Genomic DNA, 26,537 nt, shown 5'->3' with positions numbered 1-26,537 from the left:
CGACGTCACGGGGTGGTGCGGGGCGGAATGTTGTAGTTGAGGCGGAAGGCATTCCCGGGGTCGTGGTCAGCCTTCAGTGAGGTCAGCCGCCTGTAATCGTCCGCGGTGTAGGCGGTGCGGGTGCGTTGATGACCGGCGGCGTCACCATGGCCCATGAAGTTGAGGAACCGGCCGGTGGTCCAGGGCTCCAGATCCTTGAACACGCGCCCCAGGAACGCGTGCGCATCCGCGGCGGAGTCTCCCGTCAGGGGGGTGATGACCGCCAGCATGAAGTGCGCGTCGCGATGGCCGACGGCGTTCGGGTGCGCGGGCCGGCGGGCCAGCGCACCGCCCAGGTGGCGCAGCTCCACGATGGCCGGCAGTGCCGCGCCGGGGCCGGTGTGCTTGAGGATCGTACGTATGGTGTCGCCGTCCAAGTCCGTCAGGAAGGCGTCGTCGGCGGCCCACGGCATCGGGACCGGGGGATCGTCGTGGATGTCGGCGCTCTGCTCGTAGGGCATGTCGCGCAGGCTCTCCAGCAGCCGGGGACCGGCCTGGCGGAGCGGTTCAACCATCCGCTCGCCGGCCTCGGGTGAACCGGTGAAGGCGATCCGCACGTGACAGACGTGGCGTCCGCGCATCGGCTCCGGCACCTGTGGGTCGTCCGGGAAGGGAATCAGCGCCGCCGATGAGTTCATCTCATCGGGCACCGTGGCGGTCCACTGCCGGTACGCCTCCAGGACCCCGGGGGCCTGCTCGATATCGAAGAAGAGCCCGCCGCCGTACAGCCGGGCCACCGGGACCAGGCCGAACTCCATCGCGGTGACGATCCCGAAATTGTCACGCCCGCCCAGCAGCGCCCAGTACAACTCCGGCTCGGAGTCCGGAGTGACGTGGCGCAACTGCCCGTCGGCGGCCACCACGTCCATGGCCGATACCCGGTCGGCCGCCCAGCCGTGGCTGCGCCCGAGCAGCGAGAGTCCTCCACCCAGGGTGTAGGCGACCACGCCCGCATGCGGGGCGGATCCGTTGAGCGGCGCCAGGCCGTGCCGCGCCGCCTCGGGGATGACCTGCTCGAAGCGAGCGCCGGCTGCGACGTAGGCGCTGCGGGTCTCCGGGGTGACGCGAACAGCGGTCATCCGACGGGTGGTGATCAGCAATCCGCCCTCGGCGGCCACCGAGAACCCGTGCCCGGTGTTCTGTACCCCAACCGGCAGGCCGTGTGCCGCGGCGAATGCGACGGCTGCCGTCACGTCCTCGGCCCGCGCGGCACCGACGATCACCTCCGGGCAGTGCCGCACGGCAAGGTTGAACCCCGTCCGATCCTCGTCGAAACCCTCCTCACCAGGCAACAGCACCGGTCCTTCGATGCGGGCGGCCAGGGAAGCGATGTCACTACGCTCCATCGTCCTGCTCCTTCGTCGGCGTCATTGGGAGCGATCTTGGTAGGCCTATATGACATCCGCCGTCATATTCTGCTCGGGTGAAATTCGACCGCCTGTTCTCGATCGTGTTGCTGCTCCAGCACCGTGGCCTGGTCCCGGCCAAGGAACTCGCCGAGCGTCTGGAGGTGTCGCAGCGCACCATCTACCGCGACGTCGAAGCGCTGTCGGCGGCCGGCGTCCCGGTGTACACCGAACGTGGCAAGGACGGCGGCATCGGCCTCCTGGACGGGTTCCGCACCGACGTCACGGGCCTGACCATCGACGAGGCGCGTGCGCTGTTCGTGCTGGCGTCGCAGAGCGCGCACTCGGCGCTCGGCCTCGACCAGGCCCTCGGCTCAGCGCTGCGCAAGGTGATGGCCGCGTTGCCCGCACCGCACCGCCCGGCGGCCGAGTTGACCAGCCGCCGCATCCTGGTCGAACCGGACCGCTGGCGTGCCGTACCCCGCCCCGAACATGACCTGGAGGCTCTGTACGCCGCGGTCCTCAGCGACCGTCGGCTGCGCGTTCGCTACCGCCACAGTGACCAGTCCGCGCAGCACACTTACACCGTCGATCCGTACGGGCTGGTGGCCAAGGCCGGCATCTGGTACCTGGTCGCCGACCGTAGCGGCAAGCCTCGGCTCTTCCGGACCGACCGGCTCTCGCACGTCCATGTCGTCGAGACCGCAACGCGCCGCCGGCCCGGCGTGGAGTTGACCCAGGTCTGGCACGGCCTGCGCCGCGAGGTGGAAGACCGCAGCGGCGGCCTGGGGATCGTCATCCGGCTGCGCCGTAAGCGGCTGGACATGGTGACCCGCATCGCTGGCGGCTACTTCACTGGGCCACCTGTCCCCGAGGCCGGCACCGACAAGTGGTTGCGGGTGGAAGTCGTCTACCCCGTCGTGGAGGCGGTCTGCCACCTGCTGCAGTTCGGCACCGACGTCCAGGTCGTCGGTCCCCCCGAGGCCCGGGCGGAGATGACCCGCGCCATCGCCGAGTTGGCGCAATCGTACGGCGCCAGTTGAACCACGGCTTCGGGGTGTGTGCCCTGCAAGCCGCCACGGCGAGCCCGGCTCTTCCGGCGCCCCGGTGACCACTAGGAGGCGGACGGCGTGCTGAGCCACATCTCAGCCCGACCTGAGCAGGCGGAGCCGGATCAGGCCCAGGACATCACCGGCAACTTTCCCTTGCTTGCCCCTCGGTGAGTCGAGTTCAAGCCGCCGGTGATTCGTCGCAGGGCGCGGTGGTCCCGCCCCTCCCGTCCCGGCATCCGGGCCTCCGACATCCGCACATCGGATACGCGCGCTGCTCGACGCCAGACCGAGAACTCCAGTCCCAGCTGGACGTCCTCGCCGAGCACGGCATCCCGCGCGACAAGGTGTGTCCGAGAAGACCGGCACTCGCGTGCGCGTCCGTCCGCAGTTCGAGGCCGCACTCGCGCCGACCCGCCAGACCGACACCCTCACTTCGCGCCGCCAGGCCATCTTCACCGTGTACGAGATGAAGCGACTCGGCCGCGACGCCACCGCGTTTACCGCGCTCACGGCCGCCTCACCACCCACGGAAGATGTCCGCTGACCCCTGCCCGGAATGTACGCTCCCACCGTGTCCGGCCGTCCCCTATTCGTGTTCTTCGCGGCGGTGGCGGAGACGAGCGGGCGAAAATCCGAGAGTCGCCCCTCAAAGGGCTCGACGCGGCCGGCCCGCAAGGGCAAGCACAGCGACCGGCCCCCGCCATCACCAAAGGCATGCTCCACACCGTGCTTCAGTGCCACGCGAACGGCGAGTCGGTGGTGGCCGATGTCAGCAAGCGGCCGGGACACTCGGGGCAATCGCTTCCACCTGGACGAGTTCGGCACGTTCACCGCCGGACAGATGCGGCCTCTACGCCGCCCCGCAGGGCTCGCTCCTCTGCGTCGGCCAACCAGAAGAAGGCCAGCGGCAGGCTGAGTTCGATCACCGCCAGCGCGATCTGGAACCACTGCGGCCAACCGTGCACGGCGAGCGAGAGCAGCCGGCCCACGCCGCCCAGCAGGAAAACGCTGGCCAGCCACCGCACCACCCGAGCCGGGATCGGACGCTGCCGTGCGGCCCAGAGCCAGGCCAGTCCGTAGCCGGCAAAGCTGGCCCCCATGAACCGGCCCCAGCTGTCGATCGTCGTGCCGGCGGAACCGGCCTCGGGAATCGCCGCGTTGCCGAGTGCCACGTGGAACAGGCCAATCGCCACGCAGGCCCAGCCCATGAGCTGTGTGAGTACGCGCAGAGCCCTGGCCATAACCCCTCCGAGCTGCTTGGCGAAGCCTAGTTGACATACGTCTACTACAATGTTGCGCACCAGTAGACACATGTCAACTAGACTTCACCCGTGCCTCCCCGCCAGCGACTCACCCCCGCCGACCGCCGCGCGCAGCTCCTCGCCGTCGGCGCACGGCTCTTCGGCGCCCACCCTTATGGCGACGTGCTGATGGAGAAAGTCGCCGAAGAGGCCGGTGTCTCCCGGGCCTTGCTCTACCGGCACTTCCCCAGCAAGCACGCCCTGTTCGCAGCCGTCTACCAGCAGGCGGCTGACCGACTGCTCGCACAGACGCGGCTCGACCCCGCCGACTCCCTGGTGGAACAGCTCATCCAGGGTATGGATGTCCATCTCGACTACTTCGTGGCGAACCGCAACGCCGTGCTCGCCGCGAACCGGGTCCTCGCGGGCGATCCAGCGATCCAGACGATCATGACGAACGAGCTGGACGCGCTTCGTGCGCGGCTGCTGGGTGTACTCCCACTCGCGGACGAGAGCGCCCGCGAGGCCGTGTCCGGCGTCCTGAAGAGCTGGCTGGTCTTCGTCCAGGTCCTCTGCGTCGACTGGCTCAATCACGAGATGTGCACCCGCACCCAGTTGCGCGACGTCTGCATCGGCGCAATTCTCGGCGCCCTCCGGCCGCTGCTCGCCGAGGACCCGGGCCCCGACTGTCGGCGACACGGGCCCGGCCCGGGCTCCTAGGGCTGGATTCCTCAAATAAAGCACACACATTGGCGGCGTAGGGCCCGTGCGTTGAGCTGGGCTGTTGCCAGGCGGGTGGCCTGGTCGATCTCGGGTGGTCCGGCGAAGGACTGGCCGGCAAGGGCAGCCTTACGGAAGATGCGCCACCATCCTTCCTGAAGGTTGAGCCAGCAGGCGCCGACGGGGATGAAGACGTGCCGGATTCGGGGGTGGTCCTCAAGCCAGGTGCGGGTGGACAGGCTGTTGTGTGAGGGCAGGTTGCCGGTGACGACGTAGCTGCCCCCGGCTGGATTGACTGACTCGGCCTTCTGAAGAAACTGCTGGTAGAAGGCGCTGTTGCGGGAGGAGGCGGTCATGGTGATCGCATGTTCGTCCCCGCCCCTCAGGGCGCCGTAGACCCAGGTCTTCTCCGGCCTGCGACCGTAGTCGACCTCGGATTTGATGCGGTGCCCGTCCGGCGACCAGCCCGGCGCCGACGGGAACGTGCGTGGGTTCACCGGTCCGGGCTCGTCGGCGTAGACGACCGTCGCGCCCTCGGGCGGGCAGGTGTAGAGCTCGACCTCGTCCTTTTCCCTCGAAGCCTGGGTCCTTCGAGCGGGTTCAGGACCGGGTGCGGCGCCAGCGCACCCCCTCGGCCAGCAGGCCGGCGGACCTGGCTGCGACTGATCTGAATGCCCAGCCGCATCACTCCAGCGGCCAGCGCGTCGAGGGTCCACTTCGGTGGTCCGACCTCGTCCGCGATGGCAGGCACTCGCTGTCCGGACCAGCTCAGCTCTACCATCCGTGCCCGTACCACCAGATCACGAGGCGCCTTGCGCGCTCGCGCCAGTCGATGCACGAACTGTTCCTCGTTCTCGCCACGGCTCGGCCGTGCCCGTAACACCACCGTCCAGCACCCCGCCCCCGAGCAGCCAATCCACCCCGCCACCAGGTCATATACCCGGTGAAAGAGGAATCCAGTATGAGTAGTCGCTGCGTGCTCCTCCCTCAGGGCGGGAACGACTTCAGCCGGGGAGAAACTGGGGAGAGCGGAGTCCCGGTGGGGAGAATGGGCTCGATCGGCCTCTGACCGAGATGGCCATGGACCGCCACTCGCTTCAGCGCCTCCGGTCCGGCGACGAGCGCCCTGCGTCACCAACTGATCGTTTCAGAACGAGTCGGGCTGCGGGTCTTGTGCGTGACGACCCCGATCAGCAGGGTGTCCGAAGTGCGTGCGGACCTTGTTCCTGGCGACCTGTGGGAGCGGGTGGATCCGTTACTGCCGCCTTCTCCCCCACGGCGCCGCCGCTGTCCTGGGCGGCTGGGTGTTCCAGACCGAACGGGATTCGCCGACGTTCTGTTTGTGTTGCGGACCGGTGTCGCCTGGCGAGACGTCCCGTCCGGGCCCTCAAAGGCGGGATCCATCGGTCCCTCGCCCGTCGACCGCGCCGCTCCGGCGCCAAGCACGCCTGATCGCCGACCGCCGCGGCCCCCGCTCGCCGTCACGCTCCATGTGCGCCTCGACGGGATTCCGCACGTCTGCCTCGCCCCCAGAAGGCGCGGCACGACCTCGGTCATGCCGCTTCTCGTCGTGTGGAACACGCTTCAGGCCCGACACCCCCACTTCGGTTCGGATATCACCGACGCCGAGAAGGCGTCTCTTCTTCCCCAAGGCCGCGTGTGTGCGGAGGCCGGCCGGGCGAAGAAGGAACGCAGGGGACCGCGGCGTCGTCTGCGCAGCTTGAGCTTGCATTTCTCCAGTGGAGTCACTGCTGAAGCCGACCGGACGGCCGGTGATTAGAATCAGCTCTCATGTCGAAACCTGACGAACTGCTTATTGAGGTTGCCACCCTGGTGGAGTCTGGGCACAGCAATCAGATGTCTCTGACCGTGATCGCCGGTGGCGCTGTCATCACGGGCCGACTGGCTCCCGAAGCCGTCTGGAGGCAGCGGGTGTCGGAGGTTCTGGCGGGCTCGGCCCGTCTGAGCGACTTCTCCGCCGTGTTCACCGCTGAGCCGCGCAAGGAGGGGCCGCCCACGCATCTGCATTTCCATGTGGCGCGGATTCTTCAGGGCACGGTGGGGATCCCGGAGACGGGCGGGATGTACCGCGTGGCGATCGAGGACGTCAACGCCTGGAGCATGGGCGACTTCAGCTACTCCGACCACTGACCCACTGTCGAGCAGGATTGCCGGCACGCGGTGAGGGGCCGGCCGGCGCATTCCGGCCGACTCCTCACCGCTGCTGTGCCGGCGGCTCGTGCCTGCCCGTCGCTCAGGCGGCCGCGGGGGTGCCGAGCAGCGCGGAAGCCCGCTGCAACGGGGGGAGATCGCGCGCGGGTGCGGCGGTCGGGGGAAGGCTGCGGCAAGTGAAGCCGAGCTGGGCCATGGCCCGGACGACCTCGCTTGCGCTGAAATCGCGGCGGTCCTGGCGGGTGACGACCTGGCCGACCTGCTTGACGGGGTAGGTGCGGCGGCCGATGATCACGCATTCACCGGAAGCCTGCTCCGGCTGGATGCCCTTCATCGACTCCAGGACGCCGATCTTGGTGAGGTCGAACGGGAAGCGGGCGATGACACAGCGCATGATGCCTCACAGGGAGAAGAACGACGGAGGACGGTGCTGCCGCGGTTGAGGCGGTTCAGCGGGCAAGGGCCAGGACACCCAGGGCGCTGCCGTGTTCGTCGACCACAGCCAGGGCATCGAGCCTGCCGTGGCGCATCGCATGCTCGGCTTCGGCCACGGTGGTCACAGGAGAGGTGAACGGGCCGCAGCGGCCGAGGACGTCGCGCACCTGGACTCGATCCGTGTACGCGGAGCTGTCGCGGACCGCGGTGAGCTCGGCCCGGGTGAGTAGTCCGGTGCACCGGCCATCGTTGTCGCAGACGACGAGATGCCCGGTGCGGGCGCTTGCCATGACGGACAGGGCGACCTCGATGGTCATGTCGTCGCAGACCTGCGGTCCGCCGGCGTCCATGGCGTCGGCCGCCGTCCTGTGCGTGTGCGTGGCCTTCGCCGGGCGGGGCGGCATCTGGATCAGCGTCAAAAGGTGTCTCCTGCAGTGGTGGGTCAGTTTCCTGATCACGGAGGTGTCAGGCCGCCGCGTCGACGGAGGTCTGCCGCGCGGTCGCCCGCCGGGCAGCCGAAGCAGGGCTGCGTCGGCCGCGTGAAGACGCGCTGCGCTTACGCCGCTCGGCCACGGGCGCGGTGATCGTCTCGGGGATGCCGGAGGGGGTCTGGGCGCCGGTGATCCGGCTGAGGGCCTCTTCGCCGGAGCGGACCTGGGTGGTCTGGGGCATGATGCCGGCAGCCGTCATGAGACGGGTCATGTCACGGCGCTGGTTGGGGGTGACCAGGGTGACGACGCTTCCGGACTCCCCGGCCCGCGCGGTACGGCCGCCACGGTGCAGGTAGTCCTTGTGGTCGGTCGGCGGGTCGACGTTGACGACGAGGTCGAGGTCGTCGACGTGGATGCCGCGGGCTGCGACGTTCGTCGCCACGAGCACGGTGACGTGTCCGGTCTTGAACTGGGTCAGCGTGCGGGTGCGCTGCGGCTGCGACTTCCCGCCGTGCAGGGCGGCGGCCCGCACCCCGCTGTTCAGCAGGTCTTGTGTCAGCCGGTCGACGGCGTGCTTGGTGTCCAGGAACATGATCACCCTGCCCTCGCGCGCCGCGATCTCGGTGGTCGTCCGGTGCTTGTCGGCGCCGTGGACGTACAGCACGTGATGTTCCATCGTGGTGACCGCGCCTGCCGACGGGTCGACGGAGTGGACGACCGGGTCGGTGAGATAGCGGCGCACCAGGCGGTCGACGTTGCGGTCGAGGGTGGCGGAGAACAGCATCCGCTGGCCCTCGGGGCGGACCTGGTCCAGGAGCGCGGTGACCTGGGGCATGAAGCCCATGTCGGCCATCTGGTCGGCCTCGTCCAGGACGGTGATCGCGACCTGGTTCAGCCGGCAGTCACCGCGGTCGATGAGGTCCTTGAGCCGGCCCGGCGTCGCGACGACGACCTCCGCGCCACCGCGCAGCGCACTGGCCTGCCTGCCGATCGACATCCCGCCGACGACGGTGGCCAGGCGCAGCTTCACCGAGCGCGCGTAGGGGGTGAGCGCGTCGGTCACCTGCTGGGCCAGCTCACGCGTCGGCACGAGGATCAGGGCCAGCGGCTGGCGCGGCTCGGCACGCTGCCCGGCGGTGCGGGCCAGCAGGGCCAGGCCGAAGGCGAGGGTTTTGCCGGAGCCGGTGCGCCCGCGTCCCAGGACGTCGCGGCCCGCGAGGGTGTTGGGCAGGGTCGCGCCCTGGATCGGGAACGGGACGCTCAGGCCTTGCGCGGTCAGCGCGGCCAGCAGTTGGGCGGGCATGTCGAGATCGGCGAACGCCTCGACCGCGGGCAGGGCGGGAGTGATCGTCCGCGGCAGGGCGAACTCGCCTTGGACCGCCCCGGGCCGCCGGCCCTGGCCGCCCGAGCGGCGCGGCCCCCCTGAACGGCTCGATGCGGATGCGGCGAATCCGCCGCCCCGCCTCGCACCGGTGCCGGAGCCCATAGCGGGGCCGTCGGTACGGCGGGGACGGGAGGCGCGGCCATTCGTACGTGCGGGGTTCATGGAGAACCTTTCTTGATACGGCACGTACCAAGAAATTCCCGCAACGGAAAGGCAGCGCAGGGAATCACGAGAACGGGCCGAAAGGAATAAGGAAAAGAAATACGGATCCCAGTGGATCCGGCGCGGAACGCAGGCCACGAACTGGGCGACGTCACGCGAAGGCAAAATTCCGGACGTCGCCGGTGCAACCCGGGCAAGGCGCGCCCCCCTGGGAAAGAGTGCAGGGATGGGGGCCCCACAGGTGACACCACTGTGGGAAATGCCCGCAGCCGGGACCCGTACCCCGAGGATGCGGGCCCCAGCTGGAAACTACGCGTCAGCGTCAGGCGAGAACGATGTTTTCAGCCGTCGGGCCCTTCTGGCCCTGCGCGAGGTCGAAGGTGACCTCCTGACCTTCGAGCAGCTCACGGAAGCCCTGGGCGGCGATGTTCGAGAAGTGGGCGAACACGTCGGCGCCGCCACCGTCCTGCTCGATGAAGCCGAAGCCCTTGGCTGCGTTGAACCACTTCACGGTGCCTGATGCCATGTCATATCTCCTTAGGGGCGGTACGGCCGGGACCCGCAATGCGCAGGTACCGGGTCGCCGCGATGATGCCCTCCGGAAACTGACCGGCAAATACAAAAGCTTCCGATGACCAGGAAACCCTGGCGAAGGAGCTTGAAATTTAGGGAACCACAACTGCAACTAGGGACGACGGTAGCATGAGGTGGCGGCCCACGCACGGTAAATAACCCCACTCTGTTGGTTGCCGTAAATACACTCCCCGCGCGGCGGCTTGAACTCTCATCTCGCGGTCACAGATATTGCCCCACCTGGAGCGTGGCGCTGCAGGGAAAATGGACGCTGTTCACGGCTCGGGGGGACACGGTTATTCCGGTGGCCCCGCCCCGCCCGACGCCGGCCCCATCGGCCCGTAGCCGGTCGCGGCACAGGTCAGAGTCTCGGCGGGGAGCAGGAGAAGCACGGCCAGGTGCTGCAGGTGCTGCAGGTGCCCGCGATGATCAGGAAGATGTCGGCGTGATCCAGACGTCGCAGAAGAGCCTCGCCGAGCGGCCCCCGGTACCGCGGTGGTACATGGCGTTTGTCGCGAACAGCAGCCAGGCGGCTGAGCGAGTACGCGGCGCAGGCCGAGGTCGCCTGCGGGACTTTCTCACCCAGGGAGTCCTCCGCCCCCTCACCACAGGCAACGGTCCACGCGTCAGGCCGACAGAAATATGCGGGTACCTGCCGGCACCCGGCGGGCGCCTGACTCAGGCCACGGGCGGACCGGACAATGCGGCGTTGAGGCGCTGGGCTTCTTCGAGCTGGTCTTCAAGAATGACGATGCGGCAGGCGGACTCGATGAGGGTGCCCTGGTCGACGAGTTCCCGGGCGCGGGTGGCGATGCGCCGCTGGTGGTGGGAGGTAACGCCGGTGTCCGCCCTGTGAACGCAGGGGGGTGATGAGGCGGGCTTCGCCGATGGACCGGAGGAATCCCACGGAGGTGTTGAGAACTCAGCGGCCCGGCCCATGGGTGTAGGCGGGATGATCGTCGTCATCGAGACGCTCGAACGAGCCGTCTGCTCTCGTTGCGCCTCTCTGAGGAACGCGTGGAGGGGCCCTGGCGCCGTACCGGCACCAGGGCCCCGAAGGAACTACTACACCATCGACCGACCCTCAATACCGCGTCGGCCTTCTGTTTCCGCAGGCCCGGCCTGAGCGCTGCCGGGGTGCGGGGATCGCGGATGCGTGACCGGAGACCACCTCACTATCGATGTCCTGCGGTACCCGGACTCACGTTCTTTTGTCCGGGCGATCCTGATGGCGCCGCTCCTCCGTTCTTTCCCTCTGAACTGAACTGCTTACCAAGCGGGTACCGCCTACTGCCGGTACTGCGAACTGCACTTGCGTCACTGCTCACGGCGGCCCCTGATCACTGCGGGCCACCCGGTCCGGTCGCCAGTCCCGTCGCCGTCATGCAATCGCCCTGGCTTCAAAACTCCGCCACCGTACCGTCCTGCGCGAACTGCCTGTACTGCGGTACTGCTGCCCGGCAGTTCATCTCTGCCGGGCCCTGCTCGATCTCGCCTACGAGAGAAACCATAGCCACACCAGCACCCAATGTCTACTCTGGCCGACACAGATTTTTGCCTACGAGGAAGAGAGATGGTTGACCTCGGCTGCAGAAGGTGCACGCGGCGGCCCCCACTCCGACCGGAAGGCAGCCGCTCCGACAGGACCCGGCAGTGACGGCCCAGAGACCAGGGTGACCCGACAGACATGACGAGCGCCAACGTCCCCCTCGTCCGATCCGCGGCATCCATCGCCGACACACGCGAGAGCGCCCGGGACTTCCCCGCAGGTCTCGCGCAGCCGGCGATCGCAGCCGAGGCCGCCGAGACCGTGGCCCTGATCGTCTCCGAACCGGTCACCAACACCCTGCGCCACGGCAGCGGCACGGCAAACCCGTAAGCGCCCTTCCAGCCGGTAGAGCCGCGGCACCTGCGCCGCCCGGTGCGACGGGCGTTGCCCCCTGCCCGTACGGGCAGGGGCGTCATGCGAATCGTTGGACGGTGGCTTCTTCTGGTGCTGGGACGGTCTCACCGTCCGCGGTGCCGGAATAACGTCGATGACGCGGGTCATCGACGGGCTCGTCGAAAGCGGCGAATTCAGGACCGGCCTGCGTCATGTGGAGTCGGCCGAGGACGGCGGGGAAGACCAGCAAGACGAGAGAGGCGAGGAAGACCGGCACAGCAAGAAAGGCGGAACGAGCGGCTGACGTTGCTGTCGCGGAGTCGGTGGGCGGATCGAGGGTCCTGCCGGGGGTCAGGTCCTGTTCGGCGGTACGAGTCGGCCGTAATCCTCGCGGTCGCCGCCGCGGTCCAGGTAGAGGTCCTCCGCCATTTTCTCCCGTACGGCAGGGACGTGCCGGGCGACCCAGAAGTAACCCCGCATGAACGCCAGGACGGCCCGGCCGAGGACCGGCTTGTGGACGGGCTGGTCTCCGCCGGTCTGCTTCAGTGACTCCTTGACCGCTTCGAAGCCGTAGCGGACCATCTTGGCCTCGTACGTGTCGATGGCCTTCAAGAGCGTGGTATCACCGCGGACGTATTCGACCAGACCACTGCACAACCGGGCCGCATCGCGCAAAGAGGTGTTGGCACCGACGCCCTGACCGGGTGTCATGGTGTGGATGGCGTCGCCGATGAGGGTGACGTTACTGGCGTTCCATCGCGGGATCGGTACCGACGTCCGGATGTTGATGGGGAAGGCGGTCTGCCGGTCGCCCATGCTGAAGAGTTCGCGGAGGTTCGGGCTCCAGTCGGGCGTCATGCCGAGGACGAGTTCGATGAGTTCGTCCGGCGTCTTCTTCAGGACGTCCGCCGGGAATTTGTCGGTGGAGGCCCAGAAACCCCAGTTGATGTAGTCGCGAGTGTTGTCGAAGAGCAGCCCGGGCCACTGCTTGATGAGTTCGGCGTCGTTGCCGCCGATGCCGCTTTTGATCCGGCCCTCCCGGTCCCAGCCGAACTCCATGGTGTGCAGGATGCAGCTGTATCCCCTGGGTGCGACGACCAGACCGATGCCCTGGAAGACCTTGGACGGGATCAGCGCTTTGGTCTCCGGGGTGATCGGGACCTTGGCGGTGACGGAGATGATGCCGGCGTCCTTGACCCGTGAGTGCGGCAGGTACTGCCGGCGCACACGGGAGTTGGAGCCGTCGGCGGCGACGAGCAGGTCACCTGTGGCGTGGGTGCCGTCCTCGAAGTACGCGGTGACCCGGCCGTCGTCCTCCTTTTCGTAGTGCGTGAAGGCCTTGCCGAAGTGGACCTCGCCCTCGATGCCGGTCAGCAGCACCTGCCGGAGGGTCATCCGGCTCACGGACTTCTCGTTGTTGACGGGGTCGTCGCTCGCGACGATGTCCAGGGTGAGGCTGGGCTCCAGATCCTCCTTGAGGAAGCTGAAGTACTTCGGCGCCCGGGCACAGGTGGCGAGAAAGGTGTCGAACAGCTCGGGTGGCAGCAGGTACTTCAGCGCCCGGCTGCCGTCGGGGTTGATGCCCACGCGGTATCCGTGCAGGCCGGTGCTGCGGGTCTGCTCGCGCTCGTAGACCGCGAAGCTGATTCCGGCGCGCTTGAGGCCGTGCGCCAGGGCCATGCCGCCGGTGCCACCGCCGATGATGATGACGTGGAACGGTAAGTCGGTCATGTCGGTTTGCTTCCTTGTGGTTTGGAATCTCTTACGGGCCGAGGCGGGCCGAGGCGTTGTGCGGCGCACCTGACGGCATAGCGCGGGCGGGCGCATCCGCGCCTCGCGAGAGTCTGAACTTCTAGTCACTAGATTTTCTAGCGACCAGCTGAACCGACTGTACGGAGCAGGTAGCTAGAATTTCAAGTGAAACCGGGGAGAGGATCGGACGTGACAGCGAAACGAGCGCCGGAGCAGACACCGGAACACCAGCCTGGACAGGCACCTGAGAACGGACACCCGGCCGCGGAGCGGGAGCGGCTCATCGAGGAATTCGGCCTGGTCATGCAGGAGTTCCAGCGCTCGGCCGACACCCTCGACCAGCGGGTCGCGGACCGGCTCGGGCTCAACCGCACCGACCTGCGCTGCCTCGACCTGCTCTTCGGCCCCTCCCCCATGAGCCCCAGCGACCTCGCCACCGCCGCCGGCCTGACCACCGGCGGTGTCACCACCGCCATCGACCGGCTCGAACGTTCCGGTTACGCGACCCGCGCCCGCGACACGGCCGACCGGCGCCGGGTCATCGTGGAGCCGACCGAGAAGGGCTGGGCGATGGTCACCGAGATCTTCGCGCCCATCGCGAGCGAGGGGGCGGAGTATCTGCGCGGCCTCGACGCGGGAACCTTGGGAGAGATGGTCGCCTTCCTCCGCTTCGCCACGCGTCAGCAACGGGACCACGCGGCACGCCTGGCCAACGGGGACTGAGCCCCCGCACCCCACAGAGCTCTCGACTCGCCCGTACCTGCCACAGCACGGCATCGGCGGCAACTCCCCGGCGGCCCCCAGGAGGAGGCGGATCACCGCCCCGGGTGCGCCCCCTCACACGGCATCGCGGACCCGCGCCCCTGCGGCTGCCGGTGCGGGCCGAGCCGGTGGTCGAGTGCGGCACCGACGTCGGGACAGTTCTGGCGGATGGTGTCGAGGAAGGCGCTCAGCACCGGGGACCGGTCCCGGGCGGTGAAGGACAGGACGAGAGAAGGCAGGGGCGTACGCGGCGTCACCTCGCACAGCCACGTCCCCGGACGCGGGGCCGCCGCCATACGGGACGGCCCCAGACCGACGCCCACACCGGAGGCGGCGAGGCCGATGATCGTGTGAATGTCCCGTGCGACGGTCGCGCCGCACAGCGCCCTGGAATCCTCACCCAGCAGCGCACGCAGCCCGGCGGAGATGGTGGGCTCGTCCTCTCCGGGCGCCACGATCAGCGGCTGCTGCCGTAGCTGGTCCACGCTCACCGCCGGACGCCCCGCATAGGGGTGAGCGGTACTCACGACGGCGACCAAGTGGTCATGTCCGATCGGTACGGACACGAAATGCTCAGCCCCTGCTCCCCGTGGAGAGCCGAGGGTGATCGCCACATCCAGTTCCCCGGAGGTGAGGGCGGCGGTGCTGCGGCTGGTCGCCATCTCGTGCAGTTCCAGCCGTACGTCGGGCCGCTCGCGACCGAACCGTCCCAGGACGGCCGGCAGGGGTTCGAGGAGCGCCGAGGCGATGAAGCCCAGGCGCAGTCGGCCCGTCTCGCCACGCGCGGCCCGGCCCGCGTCCGCCGCGGCCGCCGTCATCTCGTCGAGCGCCCGGCGTGCCCGCGCGAGAAACGCCTCGCCGGCGGCGGTCGGGAACACGCCCCGGCGCGTGCGGTCGAACAACCGGGCCTGGACGTCCCGCTCAAGGTCGGCGATCTGCTTGGACAGCGGCGGCTGCGCGATCCCCAGGGCGGCGGCGGCCCGGCCGAAGTGCGCGTGCTCGGCGAGAGCCAGCGCGTACCGCAGATGCCGCGCTTCCATGACGTACAGCCTCCGGCGATATCTCAGAAGTATCGGCACTCAGCTTCTCAGATCTTCCGCTGGATGACGCCGTGGCTGCCATCTGGGATGGAGACATGACCAACCACTCCCTGACCGGCACCGTCTTCGTCTTCGTGCACGGCGCCTGGCACAGCTCCGCACACTGGGCCCCGACTCAGCGCGCCCTCGCCGGACTCGGCGCGGCGAGCGTGGCCGTCGACCTGCCCGGGCACGGTCCCGACGCGCCGCTGCCCACCGGCTACCTGCTGCCCGGCCAGCCCGGTCTCCTGACGGAGACGTCCAGGCTCGCCACCGTGACGATGGACGCCTGCGCCGAAGCCGTGCTGGTCACACTGCGGCAGGTCCGCCGCCACTACCGGGACGTCGTGCTCGTCGCCCACAGCGCGGGCGGCGGCCCCGCGTCGCTGGCCGCCGAGCGGGCGCCCGAACTCGTCGACAGGATCGTCTATCTGACCGCCTTCGTACCCGGTGGGCGGCCGCGGTTCTCCGACTACATCGGCTCACCCGAGAACGCCACCGCGCTGGGGCAGAATCTCCCACTGGGCGACCCGGATGCTTTGGGCGCGGTACGGATCAACCCGCTCTCACCCGATCCTGCCTACGTCGAGGCCCTGCGGCAGACCCACTACCAGGACACGCCCCGGGACCGCTTCGACCGCTGGCGCTCCCTGCTGACCACCGACCTGCCGCTGGCCGTCGTCGGCTCCCCGGTCGTCGTCACCGCGACGCGATGGGGGCGGATCCCGCGGACGTTCCTGCGCTGCGCGGACGACCGGGCGCTGACTCCGGCCGTGCAGGACCTCATGATCGCGGAGGCCGACCGGGCCGCGCCCGCCGACCCGTTCACCGTACGCACGCTTCCGGGCAGCCACAGCCCGTTCGCCGCACGGCCACGGGAGCTGGCCGCGGCTCTTGTTCCGTGAGGCCGTACCGGCGCGGGTGCGCCCCTGCTCCCTGCCACCTCACCTCCCCCCAGCCCCCGCCCCGGCCTTACCCCGCAAGGATTTCGGGGCTCACGCCCAGGGTGTTGTCATACCTCGGCCGTAGCATTCAAGTGTGAACATCGAACTGCTTCGGCTGCCCGCCGACATCACCCTCCCGCCCGGCCGGGTGATCGTCTCCGACGAGGGTGCCGGTGACGCGGAAGCCTTGTGGCTGAGCGATGACGCCGTCTCCGGCGACCTGTGGGCGCAGCTGCGGACCGCGCACACCACGTCCGGTTTGTGGCCCCTGCTGCTCGACTCCCTCGACTCGGGTGGCAGCGACGAGTTCCGGCCCTGGTCCTCGGGCGAGCTGTATCCCAAAGCCATGTCTTCACCGCAGGCTCACTCCCCCGCTGATCTCCTCGCCGCATGGTGGGGGAAGCACGCCCATGAGGACGATGGCGAGGGCCCGCTGTCGGAGGGCGGCGCCCCGGCCGCCAACGCCCCCTTCGGGCAGGCGTGGCCGGGGATCGCGCCCGGTCGGGAGCCGTCGGTGGACCCGGACAAGGTGGCCGCCGGCTTCGCCCAGCTCTTCGCCGTGCGCAGGCCGCACGTACGCCTTGGGCTCGTCGCCGCGGACAGCGGAGCCGACGCCCTGACGGCCGTCGGCTGGAGCGGTCCCGCGAACTACGAGAACGACACCGCCAAGTACTCAGCAGTGCTCCGAGACTGGGAACGGCGCTTCGGCGCCCGCGTGGTGGCGGCCGGTTTCGCCACCCTGCACCTCAGCATCGCCGCACCACCGACGACCAAGGAGGACGCCCTGCTCGTCGCCGCGGAACACTTCGCCTTCTGCCCGGACACCATCTGGCAGGGAGCCCACTCCTCCCTCGCCTCGTACGCCGAACGTCTCATAGGCGTCGGCAACTGGGAGTTCTGGTGGGACTGACCGGCTGACCGTCCAGCCGCCCGGCCCGGCCGCGATCTCTGATGTACGGAGCCGATGTCCCGGCCTCTGACGTCGGCTCCTCGTTCTCCTCGAACCCAGAACAGTGCAGCGGACGGCTTTCTCCACGGCTCGGCAAGGCGGCAGAATCCCCGCATGGTGATCACTGCGCGTTCCCTCAACCGCTCCACGCTGGCCAGGCAGTTGCTGCTCGGTCGCGAGCCGGCCGGCGTCACCGACGCGTTGCGGCAAGTGGTCGCCCTGCAAGCACAGCAGCCTGCCTCGCCGTACATCGCACTCTGGAACCGGATCGCCGGCTTCACCCCGGCCGACCTCGACGCTGCCGTGGCCGGCTTGCAGGCGGTCAAGGCCACACTCATGCGCATCACGTTGCACATGGTGCACGCCGCGGACTATCAGCCGTTCCGCGAGGCCATGGAGCCGACGCTGCGCGCGTCGAGACTCGGCGACACCCGTTTCAGGGCGTCCGGGCTGACGGCGGCCGACATCGACGCACTCGTCCCGGAACTGCTCAAGTACGCCGATCAGCCGCGCACCACCGCCGATCTGCAGGGCCGCCTCGAAGAGCGGCTCGGCGCGCCGCTGGAGCAGTCCGCCTGGCGCATGCTGCGTCAGTACGTGCCCATGTGGCACGCGCCCGCGGACGTACCGTGGTCGTTCGGCACCCGGCAGGCATATATCGCGGCAAGCACACGGCCGGCGCTGGCGGATCCCGGCGCTGCCACGGCAGGTTTGCAGTCCCTGGTGCGCCGCTACCTGGCGGGATTCGGGCCGGCATCGGTGGCGGACATGGCCCAGTTCTCGCTGGTACCGCGGGCCCGGGCCAAAGCGGCGTTGCAGGCGCTCGCCGACGATCTCGTACAACTGGAAGGCCTCGAAGGCACGGTGCTGTACGACCTCCCCGGCGCGCCCCGGCCCGCCGAGGACACCCCGGCTCCGCCCAGGCTGATGGCGATGTGGGACAGCACCCTGCTCGCCTACGCCGACCGCAGCCGCGTCATTCCCCCCGCGTACCGCAAGCTCGTGATCCGTATGAACGGTGACGTGCTGCCCACCTTGCTGGTCGACGGCTACGTCGCGGGGGTTTGGCGCCCCGCCGACGGAGGCATTGAGGCCACCGCGTTCCATCCCCTGCCGAGCGAGGTCTGGGAAGGGCTGGCCGCAGAGGCCAGGTCGCTCGTGGCCTTCCTGGCCGATCACGCCCCCACCGTTTACCGCCGCTACGACCATTGGTGGGCCAAGGGCCTCCCGGCCGCCGAAACACGGCTGCTGCCCGGCGCCTGAGCAGCAGAGCGACCGGCTGGTGTTGTCGTCGCGGAAGCTGAGGACGAACACCGCGCCGCGGCCCGGCGCAGACGTTCACGCCGTGTCACGCCTCTCTCGCGGCCTGCGGGAATGTGGCGTCGATGGCCTCACGGATGACGCGGTAGCAGCCACAGGCGTTCTCTTCGAGGCGGTCGCGGTCCAGGATGGTGATGGTGCCGCGGCTGTAGGTGATGCAACCGTCCTCGGCCAGGGCGCCCGCGACTTCGCTGACCGAGGACCTGCGGACCGTGAGCATCTGGGCGAGAAATTTCTGCGTCAGGGAGAACTGGTTGCTGTGCATTCGGTCGGCGGTCATGAGCAACCAGCGGGCGCACCGCTGCCGAGTGCGGTGGCTGCAGTTGCAACCTGCGTTGCGTGCCAGCTGGGTGAACATGGACTGGGTGAACCGTTGCAACGTCTGTTGCAATTGCCCGTCCAATACGGCGATCTCGTGACGGAACTGGTCGGCGTCCATCCGTAGCCCGAACCCGGCGACCTGGCACACGGCCCGCTCCGTCGGGCTGCCGGCCCCCAGGAACACCGGGAGACCGACCATGCCCTCGTCGCCGACGGTGGCGACCTCGATGGCCGGCCCGTCCAGCTCGGCGAGGATCGAGCAGACGCCCAGGAGGGGGAACCAGACGGCTTCGATCCGCTCCCCCGGCCGGTACAGCAGGTCTCCGGTGCTCAGCTCAACCGGCTCCAGGTTGGCCTGTAGTCGCCGTTGCGCCGTTGCTCGGCCTCCGGCAGTGCGGCAAGGATGCGATTGCCTTTGATGTCGTACGAACCGCTTGCGCCGCTTGCCATGGTATGCCCGCCTTTCAACCCGTGGTCAAGTGGCGACCGCCGGTGGTAGCACTGCCGCCCAGGGCGGCAGTGCTACCCGCATCAGGCCCGCGGCACCCGGCACCATCACCAGGCTGACCAGCGCGTGAGCCAGCACCGGCAGGGGCAGCACGAAGTCTATGCAGCCGGTGGCCATCGCGGCGCTCGGCATACCGAAGGCTCCCGCCGTGGTGATGTCCTGGGCGAGCACCCGGCCCCCCGCGCCACGGACGTGGCGCACCCCCAGAGCCCCGTCTTCCAGGCGTCCGGTCAGTACCGCCGCCAGCAGCCGGGGGCCGAATGCGGCCGCGGCGGAAGCGAACATCGGATCCGCCGAACGGTGGCCGTCCGCGGCGTGCAGCGACACCTTGCCCTCGGACGTGAAGGCGGCCCACTGCCCCGCCGGCATGACGTGGGCGATGCCCGCGGCCAGCTGGTCGCCGTCCTCCAGCAGCCGCACCGGTAGCGTCGAACGGTATCGGAGCACCCCCACCAGCCCGTCCTGCTCCCGCACCGGCCGGTGCTGCACCAGCACCACCGCGGCAGGGAAGGTCTCGGGCAGCGCCGCGAGGATCTCGCGGTATGCACTCACACCGCCGAGCGACGCGGTCATACAGACCACGTCGAAGGCAGCGGAAGTTTTCTGAACGGTACCGAACACCGCACCAGCGCAATGCCCGGCACCGCACACAGAGTCGGGTGCGGTCGAGGATGTCGCGAATTACTGCGGCGGCGGTTGGCGGCCACGGAGCAGCTCCGGCGGCTCGGTAGGGTGGCGTCGCGTGGGTGACAGCACTGTGTGGACTCTGGCCATTGCGGCGGTGACGGGCGGTACCGCCGTACTCGCGAGCTGGGTGGCCGACCGGGGCAGTACGCGGGCCGCGCGGATTCAGGCGGAGATCGCCGCCCGTGCGCAGCGTACCGAGCGGCTGCGGGAGAGCCGGCGGACCGCGTACCTCGATCTGATCGAGCAGACGCACCGTCTCGGCGAGCTCTACTGGGAGATCCTGGCCGTCCTGCGCAACGGTGCGGGTGGCAGTAGCACCGGGAACGGGAACGGGAGCAACGGTAGTGGCGGTGGTGCCGCCGGTGGTGCGGTGGATGTGCTCAAGGAATTGCACGACCGGGAGATCGCCGAGTACGCGAAGATCCGCCGCTGCGCCCGGGTCGTCGAGCTGGAGGGCCCGCCCGAGGCGGCGGCCGCCGCGCTGGCGCTCCAGCGGACGACGCGCACGTTCTACCGGTGCGTCAAGGCCGCCATGGAGGGCGACACCGATGCCCAGGAGGAGTTCGGCACCGCCTTCTCCCCCTTTTGGCAGGCGCTGGAGGATTTCATCGACGCCGCCCGGGCCGCCCATCAGGACGGCTGAGGGAGTAGGTGGGGGGGGCGGGAGCCAGACCGGAGTTGAGGGTCAGGCCGTAGCGTGGGGGCTGTGGTGTTCGCAGTAGGGTCCTGCCTCATGACTGACATGACCGAACCGGACTTTTTGCAGGACACCCGGGCGTCCTATGACGCCATGGCCGACGATTACGTCGCGTTTGCGCACGGCGAACTGGACGCGAAGCCGCTGGAGCGGGCGATGCTCGCCGGATTCGCCGACATGGTGCGGGCTGCCGGTGACGGGCCTGTGGCCGACGTGGGGTGCGGCACCGGCCGGGTGACCGCGCATCTGGCCGGCTTGGGTCTGTCCGTCTCCGGTATCGACCTGTCGCCGGGGATGCTCGCGGTGGCCCGCCGCCAGCATCCGGAGCTGCGCTTCGATGAAGGTTCCATGTTGGCCCTCGACCTGCCTGACAACAGTCTCGGCGGCATCGTGGCCTGGTACTCGACCATTCACGTGCCTCTGGAGCTGCTGCCGAAAGCGTTCGACGAGTTCCACCGGGTGCTCGCGCCCGGCGGCCATTTGCTGACCGCCTTCCAGGTGGGCGACGAGCCGCTGCGCCTGGAGGAGGCCTTCGGCCGGCGTATCTCGCTCGACTTCCACCGGCGGCAGCCGGACCGGATGGCCGCCCTGCTGGACCAGGCGGGCCTGCCCGTACGTGCCCGCCTGGTGCGCGAGCCCGACGAGGGCAAGTTCGCCGAACGGACGGCGCAGGCATGCCTCATGGCCCGCAAGCCGGTCGCGGACAGCGCCGCGTAGCACGGGTCCCGGCCGACCTCCACCCACACCCCGTTGGCCCTACGTCCCGGCCTATGTCCGGGAGGCCGCCCGCGCTCCCCGGTCGGCCCGGCGCCGAATCCCCGACGCTTCGACGAGAGACGCCGTGAAGGGATGGCTGGGCGCGGTGAGGACGCGGGTGGCGGGGCCCTGTTCGACGACATCGCCCGCGTCCAGCACCAAGATCTGGTCGGCCCGGGCCGCCGTGTTCAGGTCGTGGGTGATCCACACCAGTGCCAGATCCGGCTGTTCACGAAGCAGCCGGTCCAGAACGGCGAGGATGCCTCGTCGGGTGACCGTGTCCAGGCCCGACGTGATCTCGTCGCAGACCAGGACGCGGGGGCGAGCGAGCAGGGCGCGGGCGAGTGCCGCGCGCTGGAGTTCGCCGCCGGAGAGCCGCCCGGGGCGACTGTGGATGTGCTGCTCGCCGAGCCCGACCTCGGCGAGCAGCGCCTCCGCCTCCCGCGCGGCGTCCGCTGGTTCGGCTCCGCGCAGGCGGACCGCCGTGCGGGCGACCTGGGCCAGCAGCGTGCGGTGTTCGTCGAAGGACGCCTGCGCGTCCTGGAACACGTACTGCACTGCTGCCAGTTGCGCGGGGCTTCGGTCACGCAGGCTGCGTGGCAGCGGCACGCCGTCGAGGTGGACCTCGCCCTCGTACGTACGGTGCAGCCCGGCCAGACACCGGCCGAGCGTGGTCTTGCCACTGCCGGAGCGGCCGACGACAGCAATGCGTTGACCAGGCCGTACGGGGAGGGAGACGTCGCGCAGGACGTCCACACCGCCGGAGGAACGGGAATCGAATCGGGAACCGAAACGGGAGCGGGTGCGGGAGCGGGCGCCGAGGTGGCGGGCCGTCAGGCCCCGGACCTCCAGAACGGGGGCGGGAACAGGGGCGGGGATGGAGCCCGGAGAGACAGCGGCGGGATGGGGTTCCTCCTCCTGCTCCTGCGCCGTACCCTCCTCCCCCTCCCCGAACAGCTCCCGCGTCCACGCCTGCTGCGCCCCCGTGACCATCTGCTCCACGGGCCCCGCTTCGACCACCCGGCCCTCCCGCAGCACGACGACTTCGTCGGCCAGTTCGCGCACCACGTCCAGGTCGTGGCTCAGCAGCAGGACGCCGATGCCCTGCCGCACGACGGACGTCAGTTCCGCAACGATACGGCGCTTGGTGAGGGCGTCCTGGCCGGTGGTCGGTTCGTCGGCGACGACGATGCGGGCACCCAGCAGCAGGGCCTGGGCGAGTACGACGCGCTGCTGCTGGCCGCCGGACAGCTGGTGCGGGTAGCGGCGCAGCATCTCTGCCGGGTCGGCGAGTTGGGCCTGGGTCAGCGCTTCGGTGATACGCGATTCGGCGGCCCGGGCGCGTTCGCGGCGCGGCAGGTGGCGTACTTGCGTGCGGGCGATGTCGGCCAGCAGGGCACCGGCCCGGCGTGCGGGGTTGAGGACCGCCGCCGGGTGCTGTGGCACGTGACCGACCAGGCCGTCCGTGACGGTGACCGTGCCGGAGACGCGGGCGCCCGCCGGGTAGGCGCCGAGCAGGGCGAGGCCGGTCGTGGTCTTGCCGCTGCCGGAGGCGCCGACCAGTGCGGTGACCGTGCCCGCGCGGACCCGCAGGCTCACTCCGTCGACGACGGCCCGGCCGCCGACCTCCACGCGTAGGTCCTCGACCTCGGCTACGACGTTCGCTGCCGTGTTCACCGGCGGCCCTCCTCGGTGTCATGGGGGTGGTGTCCGGGCGCTGCCGCTCGGGCGGCCGGTGGTGCGGTCGCGGGCGTCGGAGACGCGCGGTGCCCCCGTACCGCCCACCGCCTCCCTCGCCTCCACCATCGCTTCACCTTTCGCTTCTCCCCCTGCTCCCCCTTTGCTCCCTCCAGTACCGAGTCGACCACCAGGTTCCCGCCCATCGACAGCGCCACGATCAGCAGCGCCGGTACCACCACAGCCCACGGCTGTACGAACAGGCCGGTTCGGTTGCGGTCGACCATGACCGCCCAGTCCGCCGCGTCCGGTTCGACGCCCACGCCCAGGAACGCGGCGGTGGCGACGAGGTAGAGCACGCCGGTCAGCCGGACACCCGCGTCGGCGGCGAAGGTGCGCAGCGCCGACCTGCCGACGTAGCCGATCGCCGTACGCCACCAGGTCTCGCCCTGCATACGCAGCGCCTCGACGGCGGGTCGGGCGGCCGCCTCCGACGCGGCGGCGCGTACGATCCGGGCCGCGTCCGGAATGTTGACGAGCGCCACCAGCAGCGCGAGCCCGGCGGCGTCCGGTGAGAAGACCGCGGCGACCAGCAGGATCAGCAGCAGTGACGGCACCGCGAGCAGCACGTCCAGCGGGCGCATCAGCAGTTCTTCGAGCCAGGTGCGGTGGGTGAGGGCGGCGGCGAGACCCAGCGGGACGGCGATCGCGTAGGCGAGGGCGGTGGCGGCCAGGGCGACGAGCACGACCGACTGTCCGCCGAGCAGGATCTGCCGCCAGACGTCGCGGCCGACGAAGTCGGTGCCGAGCCAGTGGCCGCCTCCGAGGGTGAAGGACGCGGCGCGTGGTCCGGGTTCTCCCGCGAGCAGCGGCCCGAGGAGCGCGAGGAGGAGGGGAACGCCGGCGATCAGGAGCCCGGCCGGTCCGGGCCACCGCACCACCCTGCCGCGAGCCCCAGGAGGCCCAGAAGGCCCAGAAGACATGGGAGTCCCGCTAGCCATCGCGCCCCGCACCGTCTTCCCGTGAAGCTTCGTCATCAGGCCGCCACCCCCGCCCGTGGCGCGAGCCGGCGGGCGACCAGGTCCGCGCCGAGGTTGAGGAGTACGGCGATGACGCCGAAGACCACGGCCAGGCCCTGGACCACGGGGACGTCGCGTTCGGCGACCGCGTTCAGCAGGACGGTGCCCAGGCCGGGGATGACGAACAGCGCCTCGACGACGATCACTCCGCACAGCAGCCAGTCGACGGTACGGGCGAGCTGCTGGGCGGCGGGCGCGAGGGCGTTCGGCAGGGCGTGCGCGTACCGGACGCGCGCGGGCGACAGTCCGTAGCGGGCCGCCTGCCGGGCGTACGGGGAGCGCAGCGCATCGATCATTCCGGCCCGTACCAGGCGGCTGATCGAGCACACCGGGCGGGAGAGCAGCACGAGGACGGGCAGGACGAGGACGGCCGGCTGGGCGAGCAGGTCGCCGCCGGAGCCGACGGCGGTCGGCGGCAGCCAGCCCAGCCGGAGCGCGAAGAGGGTGACCAGCAGCACGCCGAGGGCGAACTCCGGTACGGCGTACACCGCGAGGGTCGTGGAGCTGACCAGCCGGTCCGCCAGGGAGCCTTCGCGGCGCGCGGCCAGGACGCCGAGCCCGACCCCGGCCGGCACCAGCAGCACCACGGTGATGGCGGCGAGCAGCAGGGTGGGCCCGAAGCCGTCGGCGAGGTAGGTCGCGACGGGGCGGCCGGAGGTCAGCGAAGTGCCGAGGTCGCCGTGCAGCAGCCCGAGTACCCAGTCGGCGAGCCGTTCGGCGGCCGGCCGGTCCAGGCCCAGCTCTGTACGGATGGCCGCGATGCGGGCCGGGTCGGGCTGGTCGCCCGCCAGGGCGACGGCGGCGTCCCCGGGCAGTGCCTCGGTGAGCGCGAAAACCAGCAGTACAACGGCGGCGGACTGGGCGACACCGAGCAGCAGCCGGCGTGCGAGCCAGGAGCGGAGCGCCGCCGGCACGGCGCCCGCCCGCGCCCGGGACGGCACGAGAACCGCCGTCACGCCAGCCACACCTTGTCGAAGCGGGCCCAGTCGAGGGTGTTGGCGGGCGCGTCGTGCGCCACACCGTGCACCCGGCGCGACGTGCCGACGATCCAGTCCGCGAAGCCCCACACCAGGAAGCCGCCCTCGGTGTACAGACGGCGCTGCATCCGCCCGTACACCGCCGCCCGCTCCTTCTTGTCCTTGGTGGACTGGGCCTGCTGGTACAGGGCGTCGAAGTCCTTGTGGTGCCACTTGGTGGCGTTGGTCGTCGAGCCGGTCAGCAGCCGCTGCGAGAAGTGCGACTCGATGGGCATGGCGCCGGAGCGGTAGCAGCACAGGGTTCCGGAGTCGAGGATGTCGCTCCAGTAGCTGTCCTTGCTGCCGGACTTCACCTGAACGGTCACGCCCGCCTTGGCGGCCTGGTCGCGGAAGATGCCGGCCGCCTCGGTGAATCCGGCGGCGACGGGCGAGGTGTCGAGGGTGACGCGCAGGTCGTCGGCGCCGGCCTGCTTGAGGAGGTGGCGGGCCCGGTCGAGGTCCTGGTGGCGCTGCGGCAGGTCGGCGGCGTAGTACTCGTACCCCTTCCCGAACAGGTCGTTGCCGATCTCGCCGGCGCCGGAGAGCGCGCCGTCGAGGAGTTCCTTGCGGTCGGCGATGAGGAAGAACGCCTCGCGGACCCGCTTGTCGTCGAAGGGGGCGCGGTCGGTCTTCATCGCAAAGGACTGCATGGCGCTGTTGCGCAGCCGTACGATCTCGATCTGGCCCTTGCCCTCGTGGGCGCGCGCGGTGGTGGGGTTGAGTTCGTGGGCGTACTCGACCTGGCCGCCGAGCAGCGCGTTGATGCGCGCGGACTCCTCGTTGGCGACGACGAACTCCAGCTCGTCCAGGTGCGGGGCGCCGTCCCAGTAGGCGTCGTTGCGCTTGACGACGCAGGAGCGGCCCGGCGCGAAGGAGACGAAGCGGAACGGGCCGGAGCCGACGGGCTTGGCGAAGTCCGCGGTGGTCGTGCCGTTGGGGATGATGTACGCGCCGAACGCGGCCAGTGCGTTGGGGAATTCGGCGGTCGGACGCTTGAGCCGGAACTCGACCGTGTCCGGGGACACCGCCCGGCTGGCGGCCAGGTCGATGGGTTCCAGGGACGCCTTGGCGCGGTAGGCCTTCTTGGGGTCGGCTATGCGGCGGAAGCTGTAGAGGACGTCTTCGGCGGTGACCGGCTTGCCGTTGTGGAAGGACGCCTTGCGCAGGGTGATCCGCCAGCGGTCGAGGGTGTCGTTGGGCTCCCACTTGGCGGCCAGGCGCGGGCGGGCGGCCATGTCGGTACCGCAGTCGGCCAGCTTGTCGTAGAGGGCCTTGGCGCGGGCGGCGTCGGCGAAGAGGTTGCCCAGGTGCGGGTCGAGGGTCTCGGAAGCGCCGCCACCGGCGAAGGCGGCGCGCAGCCGTCCGCCGCGCCGGGGCGTGCCGCCGCCGGTGCCCGACGGGCCGGTCCCGGTGCCGCAGCCGGCCAGGACCAGGCCCGCGGCGGCCGTGACGCCCGCGGTCGCCGCCAGGAAGGCGCGCCGGCGCGGTCCGGGGAACCCGTCGTCGGCCGGTTCGGGGGAAGGGAAGTCGGTCATGGTGGGTCTCGCCTCGTG

At 70.0% G+C, this 26,537-nt stretch carries 28 protein-coding genes and 2 pseudogenes; 13 read left to right on the top strand and 17 right to left on the bottom strand.

The features are described 5' to 3' along the window. Positions 1 to 5: 5 nt before the first annotated feature. Entirely contained in the window at positions 6 to 1,385 is a 1,380-nt protein-coding gene (locus tag ACZ53K_RS30100; RefSeq protein WP_468842589.1) for an FAD-binding oxidoreductase, read from the bottom strand. A 77-nt stretch (positions 1,386 to 1,462) separates the two neighbouring features. Here ACZ53K_RS30100 and ACZ53K_RS30095 point away from each other — a divergent pair, with 77 nt between their 5' ends. Beyond that, entirely contained in the window at positions 1,463 to 2,428 is a 966-nt protein-coding gene (locus ACZ53K_RS30095; RefSeq protein WP_468842586.1) for a helix-turn-helix transcriptional regulator, read from the top strand. Between the two features lie 355 nt (positions 2,429 to 2,783). Beyond that, entirely contained in the window at positions 2,784 to 2,981 is a 198-nt protein-coding gene (locus tag ACZ53K_RS30090) for a hypothetical protein (protein ID WP_468842583.1), read from the top strand. A gap of 283 nt (positions 2,982 to 3,264) precedes the next feature. Here the strand turns inward: ACZ53K_RS30090 and ACZ53K_RS30085 are convergent, their stop codons facing one another. After that, positions 3,265 to 3,678, bottom strand: coding sequence for a DUF4345 domain-containing protein (locus ACZ53K_RS30085; RefSeq protein ID WP_468842580.1), 414 nt, complete (start codon positions 3,676 to 3,678; stop codon positions 3,265 to 3,267). Between the two features lie 90 nt (positions 3,679 to 3,768). Between ACZ53K_RS30085 and ACZ53K_RS30080 the strand changes: the two genes are divergently transcribed. After that, positions 3,769 to 4,398, top strand: coding sequence for a TetR/AcrR family transcriptional regulator (locus ACZ53K_RS30080; protein WP_468842578.1), 630 nt, complete (start codon positions 3,769 to 3,771; stop codon positions 4,396 to 4,398). An 11-nt stretch (positions 4,399 to 4,409) separates the two neighbouring features. Here the strand turns inward: ACZ53K_RS30080 and ACZ53K_RS30075 are convergent, their stop codons facing one another. Then, positions 4,410 to 4,895 carry a transposase gene (locus ACZ53K_RS30075; protein WP_468842575.1) on the bottom strand — a complete coding sequence of 162 codons (486 nt, stop codon included), beginning with the start codon at positions 4,893 to 4,895 and terminating at the stop codon, positions 4,410 to 4,412. Between the two features lie 680 nt (positions 4,896 to 5,575). Between ACZ53K_RS30075 and ACZ53K_RS30070 the strand changes: the two genes are divergently transcribed. Then, positions 5,576 to 6,178, top strand: coding sequence for a transposase (locus ACZ53K_RS30070; protein WP_468842572.1), 603 nt, complete (start codon positions 5,576 to 5,578; stop codon positions 6,176 to 6,178). A gap of 11 nt (positions 6,179 to 6,189) precedes the next feature. Next, on the top strand, positions 6,190 to 6,549 hold the full coding sequence (locus ACZ53K_RS30065; protein WP_468842569.1) for a hypothetical protein: 360 nt from the start codon (positions 6,190 to 6,192) through the stop codon (positions 6,547 to 6,549). A gap of 103 nt (positions 6,550 to 6,652) precedes the next feature. Here ACZ53K_RS30065 and ACZ53K_RS30060 read toward each other — a convergent pair whose 3' ends face one another. The 6 genes and pseudogenes from ACZ53K_RS30060 to ACZ53K_RS30035 all read right to left on the bottom strand — a co-directional run. Continuing rightward, complete coding sequence (locus ACZ53K_RS30060; protein ID WP_468842567.1) at positions 6,653 to 6,964, bottom strand: SCO5918 family protein; 312 nt, start codon at positions 6,962 to 6,964, stop codon at positions 6,653 to 6,655. A 55-nt stretch (positions 6,965 to 7,019) separates the two neighbouring features. After that, a complete protein-coding gene (locus ACZ53K_RS30055; protein WP_468842564.1) occupies positions 7,020 to 7,424 on the bottom strand; it encodes a CBS domain-containing protein in 405 nt (134 codons plus the stop codon). 46 nt (positions 7,425 to 7,470) lie between these two features. Then, positions 7,471 to 8,982: a DEAD/DEAH box helicase gene (locus ACZ53K_RS30050; RefSeq protein ID WP_468842562.1), complete on the bottom strand. Its 1,512-nt coding sequence runs from the start codon at positions 8,980 to 8,982 to the stop codon at positions 7,471 to 7,473. 322 nt (positions 8,983 to 9,304) lie between these two features. Next, a complete protein-coding gene (locus ACZ53K_RS30045) occupies positions 9,305 to 9,508 on the bottom strand; it encodes a cold-shock protein (RefSeq protein WP_468842559.1) in 204 nt (67 codons plus the stop codon). Positions 9,509 to 9,964: 456 nt separating this feature from the next. Next, a pseudogene (locus ACZ53K_RS30040) lies at positions 9,965 to 10,141 on the bottom strand (hemolysin III family protein); the annotation flags it as partial. A gap of 92 nt (positions 10,142 to 10,233) precedes the next feature. Continuing rightward, a pseudogene (locus tag ACZ53K_RS30035) lies at positions 10,234 to 10,546 on the bottom strand (MerR family transcriptional regulator); the annotation flags it as partial. Positions 10,547 to 11,242: 696 nt separating this feature from the next. On the opposite strand from ACZ53K_RS30035, the gene ACZ53K_RS30030 reads away from it, so the two are divergent. Together ACZ53K_RS30030 and ACZ53K_RS30025 are read left to right on the top strand one after the other, a co-directional pair. Continuing rightward, entirely contained in the window at positions 11,243 to 11,434 is a 192-nt protein-coding gene (locus tag ACZ53K_RS30030; RefSeq protein ID WP_468842556.1) for a hypothetical protein, read from the top strand. 157 nt (positions 11,435 to 11,591) lie between these two features. Beyond that, positions 11,592 to 11,741 (top strand): hypothetical protein, encoded by a 150-nt coding sequence (locus ACZ53K_RS30025; protein WP_468842554.1) that lies wholly within the window; start codon positions 11,592 to 11,594, stop codon positions 11,739 to 11,741. Between the two features lie 47 nt (positions 11,742 to 11,788). Here the strand turns inward: ACZ53K_RS30025 and ACZ53K_RS30020 are convergent, their stop codons facing one another. Then, complete coding sequence (locus tag ACZ53K_RS30020) at positions 11,789 to 13,168, bottom strand: FAD-dependent oxidoreductase (protein ID WP_468842551.1); 1,380 nt, start codon at positions 13,166 to 13,168, stop codon at positions 11,789 to 11,791. 210 nt (positions 13,169 to 13,378) lie between these two features. Here ACZ53K_RS30020 and ACZ53K_RS30015 point away from each other — a divergent pair, with 210 nt between their 5' ends. Further along, entirely contained in the window at positions 13,379 to 13,912 is a 534-nt protein-coding gene (locus ACZ53K_RS30015) for a MarR family winged helix-turn-helix transcriptional regulator (RefSeq protein ID WP_468842548.1), read from the top strand. A 92-nt stretch (positions 13,913 to 14,004) separates the two neighbouring features. On the opposite strand, the gene ACZ53K_RS30010 is transcribed toward ACZ53K_RS30015, so the two are convergent. Then, the gene (locus tag ACZ53K_RS30010; RefSeq protein ID WP_468842546.1) at positions 14,005 to 14,991 is read right to left on the bottom strand and encodes a LysR family transcriptional regulator; all 987 of its coding nucleotides are present in this window, start codon (positions 14,989 to 14,991) and stop codon (positions 14,005 to 14,007) included. A 95-nt stretch (positions 14,992 to 15,086) separates the two neighbouring features. Here ACZ53K_RS30010 and ACZ53K_RS30005 point away from each other — a divergent pair, with 95 nt between their 5' ends. From ACZ53K_RS30005 to ACZ53K_RS29995, 3 genes are all read left to right on the top strand, one after another. Then, on the top strand, positions 15,087 to 15,935 hold the full coding sequence (locus ACZ53K_RS30005) for an alpha/beta fold hydrolase (RefSeq protein ID WP_468842543.1): 849 nt from the start codon (positions 15,087 to 15,089) through the stop codon (positions 15,933 to 15,935). 133 nt (positions 15,936 to 16,068) lie between these two features. Next, entirely contained in the window at positions 16,069 to 16,884 is an 816-nt protein-coding gene (locus tag ACZ53K_RS30000; protein WP_468842540.1) for a DUF4253 domain-containing protein, read from the top strand. A gap of 153 nt (positions 16,885 to 17,037) precedes the next feature. Then, entirely contained in the window at positions 17,038 to 18,186 is a 1,149-nt protein-coding gene (locus ACZ53K_RS29995; RefSeq protein WP_468842537.1) for a winged helix DNA-binding domain-containing protein, read from the top strand. Positions 18,187 to 18,271: 85 nt separating this feature from the next. Here ACZ53K_RS29995 and ACZ53K_RS29990 read toward each other — a convergent pair whose 3' ends face one another. Together ACZ53K_RS29990 and ACZ53K_RS29985 are read right to left on the bottom strand one after the other, a co-directional pair. Then, entirely contained in the window at positions 18,272 to 18,682 is a 411-nt protein-coding gene (locus ACZ53K_RS29990; RefSeq protein ID WP_468842534.1) for a Crp/Fnr family transcriptional regulator, read from the bottom strand. A 357-nt stretch (positions 18,683 to 19,039) separates the two neighbouring features. Further along, positions 19,040 to 19,645: a chemotaxis protein CheB gene (locus tag ACZ53K_RS29985; protein WP_468842749.1), complete on the bottom strand. Its 606-nt coding sequence runs from the start codon at positions 19,643 to 19,645 to the stop codon at positions 19,040 to 19,042. 169 nt (positions 19,646 to 19,814) lie between these two features. Here ACZ53K_RS29985 and ACZ53K_RS29980 point away from each other — a divergent pair, with 169 nt between their 5' ends. Beyond that, positions 19,815 to 20,402 (top strand): hypothetical protein, encoded by a 588-nt coding sequence (locus ACZ53K_RS29980; RefSeq protein ID WP_468842532.1) that lies wholly within the window; start codon positions 19,815 to 19,817, stop codon positions 20,400 to 20,402. A gap of 99 nt (positions 20,403 to 20,501) precedes the next feature. Next, positions 20,502 to 21,173 carry a class I SAM-dependent DNA methyltransferase gene (locus ACZ53K_RS29975; RefSeq protein ID WP_468842746.1) on the top strand — a complete coding sequence of 224 codons (672 nt, stop codon included), beginning with the start codon at positions 20,502 to 20,504 and terminating at the stop codon, positions 21,171 to 21,173. A 51-nt stretch (positions 21,174 to 21,224) separates the two neighbouring features. Here ACZ53K_RS29975 and ACZ53K_RS29970 read toward each other — a convergent pair whose 3' ends face one another. Genes ACZ53K_RS29970 through ACZ53K_RS29955 form a run of 4 tightly spaced genes read right to left on the bottom strand, consistent with a single transcriptional unit; the run spans position 21,225 to position 26,519 of the window. Beyond that, positions 21,225 to 22,889, bottom strand: coding sequence for an ABC transporter ATP-binding protein (locus ACZ53K_RS29970; RefSeq protein ID WP_468842529.1), 1,665 nt, complete (start codon positions 22,887 to 22,889; stop codon positions 21,225 to 21,227). Then, a complete protein-coding gene (locus ACZ53K_RS29965; RefSeq protein ID WP_468842744.1) occupies positions 22,886 to 23,890 on the bottom strand; it encodes an ABC transporter permease subunit in 1,005 nt (334 codons plus the stop codon). The genes ACZ53K_RS29970 and ACZ53K_RS29965 overlap by 4 nt, the downstream gene beginning before the upstream one ends. Before the next feature lie 35 nt (positions 23,891 to 23,925). Next, positions 23,926 to 24,924 (bottom strand): ABC transporter permease, encoded by a 999-nt coding sequence (locus ACZ53K_RS29960; protein WP_468842526.1) that lies wholly within the window; start codon positions 24,922 to 24,924, stop codon positions 23,926 to 23,928. Further along, the gene (locus tag ACZ53K_RS29955) at positions 24,921 to 26,519 is read right to left on the bottom strand and encodes an ABC transporter substrate-binding protein (protein ID WP_468842523.1); all 1,599 of its coding nucleotides are present in this window, start codon (positions 26,517 to 26,519) and stop codon (positions 24,921 to 24,923) included. The genes ACZ53K_RS29960 and ACZ53K_RS29955 overlap by 4 nt, the downstream gene beginning before the upstream one ends. Positions 26,520 to 26,537 lie beyond the last annotated feature (18 nt).

The sequence above is a fragment of the Streptomyces sp. NPDC033221 genome (assembly GCF_055577005.1).
Note: the sequence above shows the minus strand (reverse complement) of the source record. Positions and strands in the feature narration are given on the sequence as shown.

What these genes read in the sequence shown, in the direction of transcription:
- ACZ53K_RS30100 (WP_468842589.1), bottom strand. Translation starts at nt 1,385, where the DNA reads ATGGAGCGTAGTGACATCGCTTCCCTGGCCGCCCGCATCGAAGGACCG.
- ACZ53K_RS30085 (WP_468842580.1), bottom strand. Translation starts at nt 3,678, where the DNA reads ATGGCCAGGGCTCTGCGCGTACTCACACAGCTCATGGGCTGGGCCTGC.
- ACZ53K_RS30065 (WP_468842569.1), top strand. Translation starts at nt 6,190, where the DNA reads ATGTCGAAACCTGACGAACTGCTTATTGAGGTTGCCACCCTGGTGGAG.
- ACZ53K_RS30060 (WP_468842567.1), bottom strand. Translation starts at nt 6,964, where the DNA reads ATGCGCTGTGTCATCGCCCGCTTCCCGTTCGACCTCACCAAGATCGGC.
- ACZ53K_RS30050 (WP_468842562.1), bottom strand. Translation starts at nt 8,982, where the DNA reads ATGAACCCCGCACGTACGAATGGCCGCGCCTCCCGTCCCCGCCGTACC.
- ACZ53K_RS30045 (WP_468842559.1), bottom strand. Translation starts at nt 9,508, where the DNA reads ATGGCATCAGGCACCGTGAAGTGGTTCAACGCAGCCAAGGGCTTCGGC.
- ACZ53K_RS30030 (WP_468842556.1), top strand. Translation starts at nt 11,243, where the DNA reads ATGACGAGCGCCAACGTCCCCCTCGTCCGATCCGCGGCATCCATCGCC.
- ACZ53K_RS30025 (WP_468842554.1), top strand. Translation starts at nt 11,592, where the DNA reads ATGACGCGGGTCATCGACGGGCTCGTCGAAAGCGGCGAATTCAGGACC.
- ACZ53K_RS30020 (WP_468842551.1), bottom strand. Translation starts at nt 13,168, where the DNA reads ATGACCGACTTACCGTTCCACGTCATCATCATCGGCGGTGGCACCGGC.
- ACZ53K_RS30010 (WP_468842546.1), bottom strand. Translation starts at nt 14,991, where the DNA reads ATGGAAGCGCGGCATCTGCGGTACGCGCTGGCTCTCGCCGAGCACGCG.
- ACZ53K_RS30005 (WP_468842543.1), top strand. Translation starts at nt 15,087, where the DNA reads ATGACCAACCACTCCCTGACCGGCACCGTCTTCGTCTTCGTGCACGGC.
- ACZ53K_RS29995 (WP_468842537.1), top strand. Translation starts at nt 17,038, where the DNA reads ATGGTGATCACTGCGCGTTCCCTCAACCGCTCCACGCTGGCCAGGCAG.
- ACZ53K_RS29990 (WP_468842534.1), bottom strand. Translation starts at nt 18,682, where the DNA reads ATGGACGCCGACCAGTTCCGTCACGAGATCGCCGTATTGGACGGGCAA.
- ACZ53K_RS29985 (WP_468842749.1), bottom strand. Translation starts at nt 19,645, where the DNA reads ATGACCGCGTCGCTCGGCGGTGTGAGTGCATACCGCGAGATCCTCGCG.
- ACZ53K_RS29975 (WP_468842746.1), top strand. Translation starts at nt 20,502, where the DNA reads ATGACCGAACCGGACTTTTTGCAGGACACCCGGGCGTCCTATGACGCC.
- ACZ53K_RS29965 (WP_468842744.1), bottom strand. Translation starts at nt 23,890, where the DNA reads ATGGCTAGCGGGACTCCCATGTCTTCTGGGCCTTCTGGGCCTCCTGGG.
- ACZ53K_RS29955 (WP_468842523.1), bottom strand. Translation starts at nt 26,519, where the DNA reads ATGACCGACTTCCCTTCCCCCGAACCGGCCGACGACGGGTTCCCCGGA.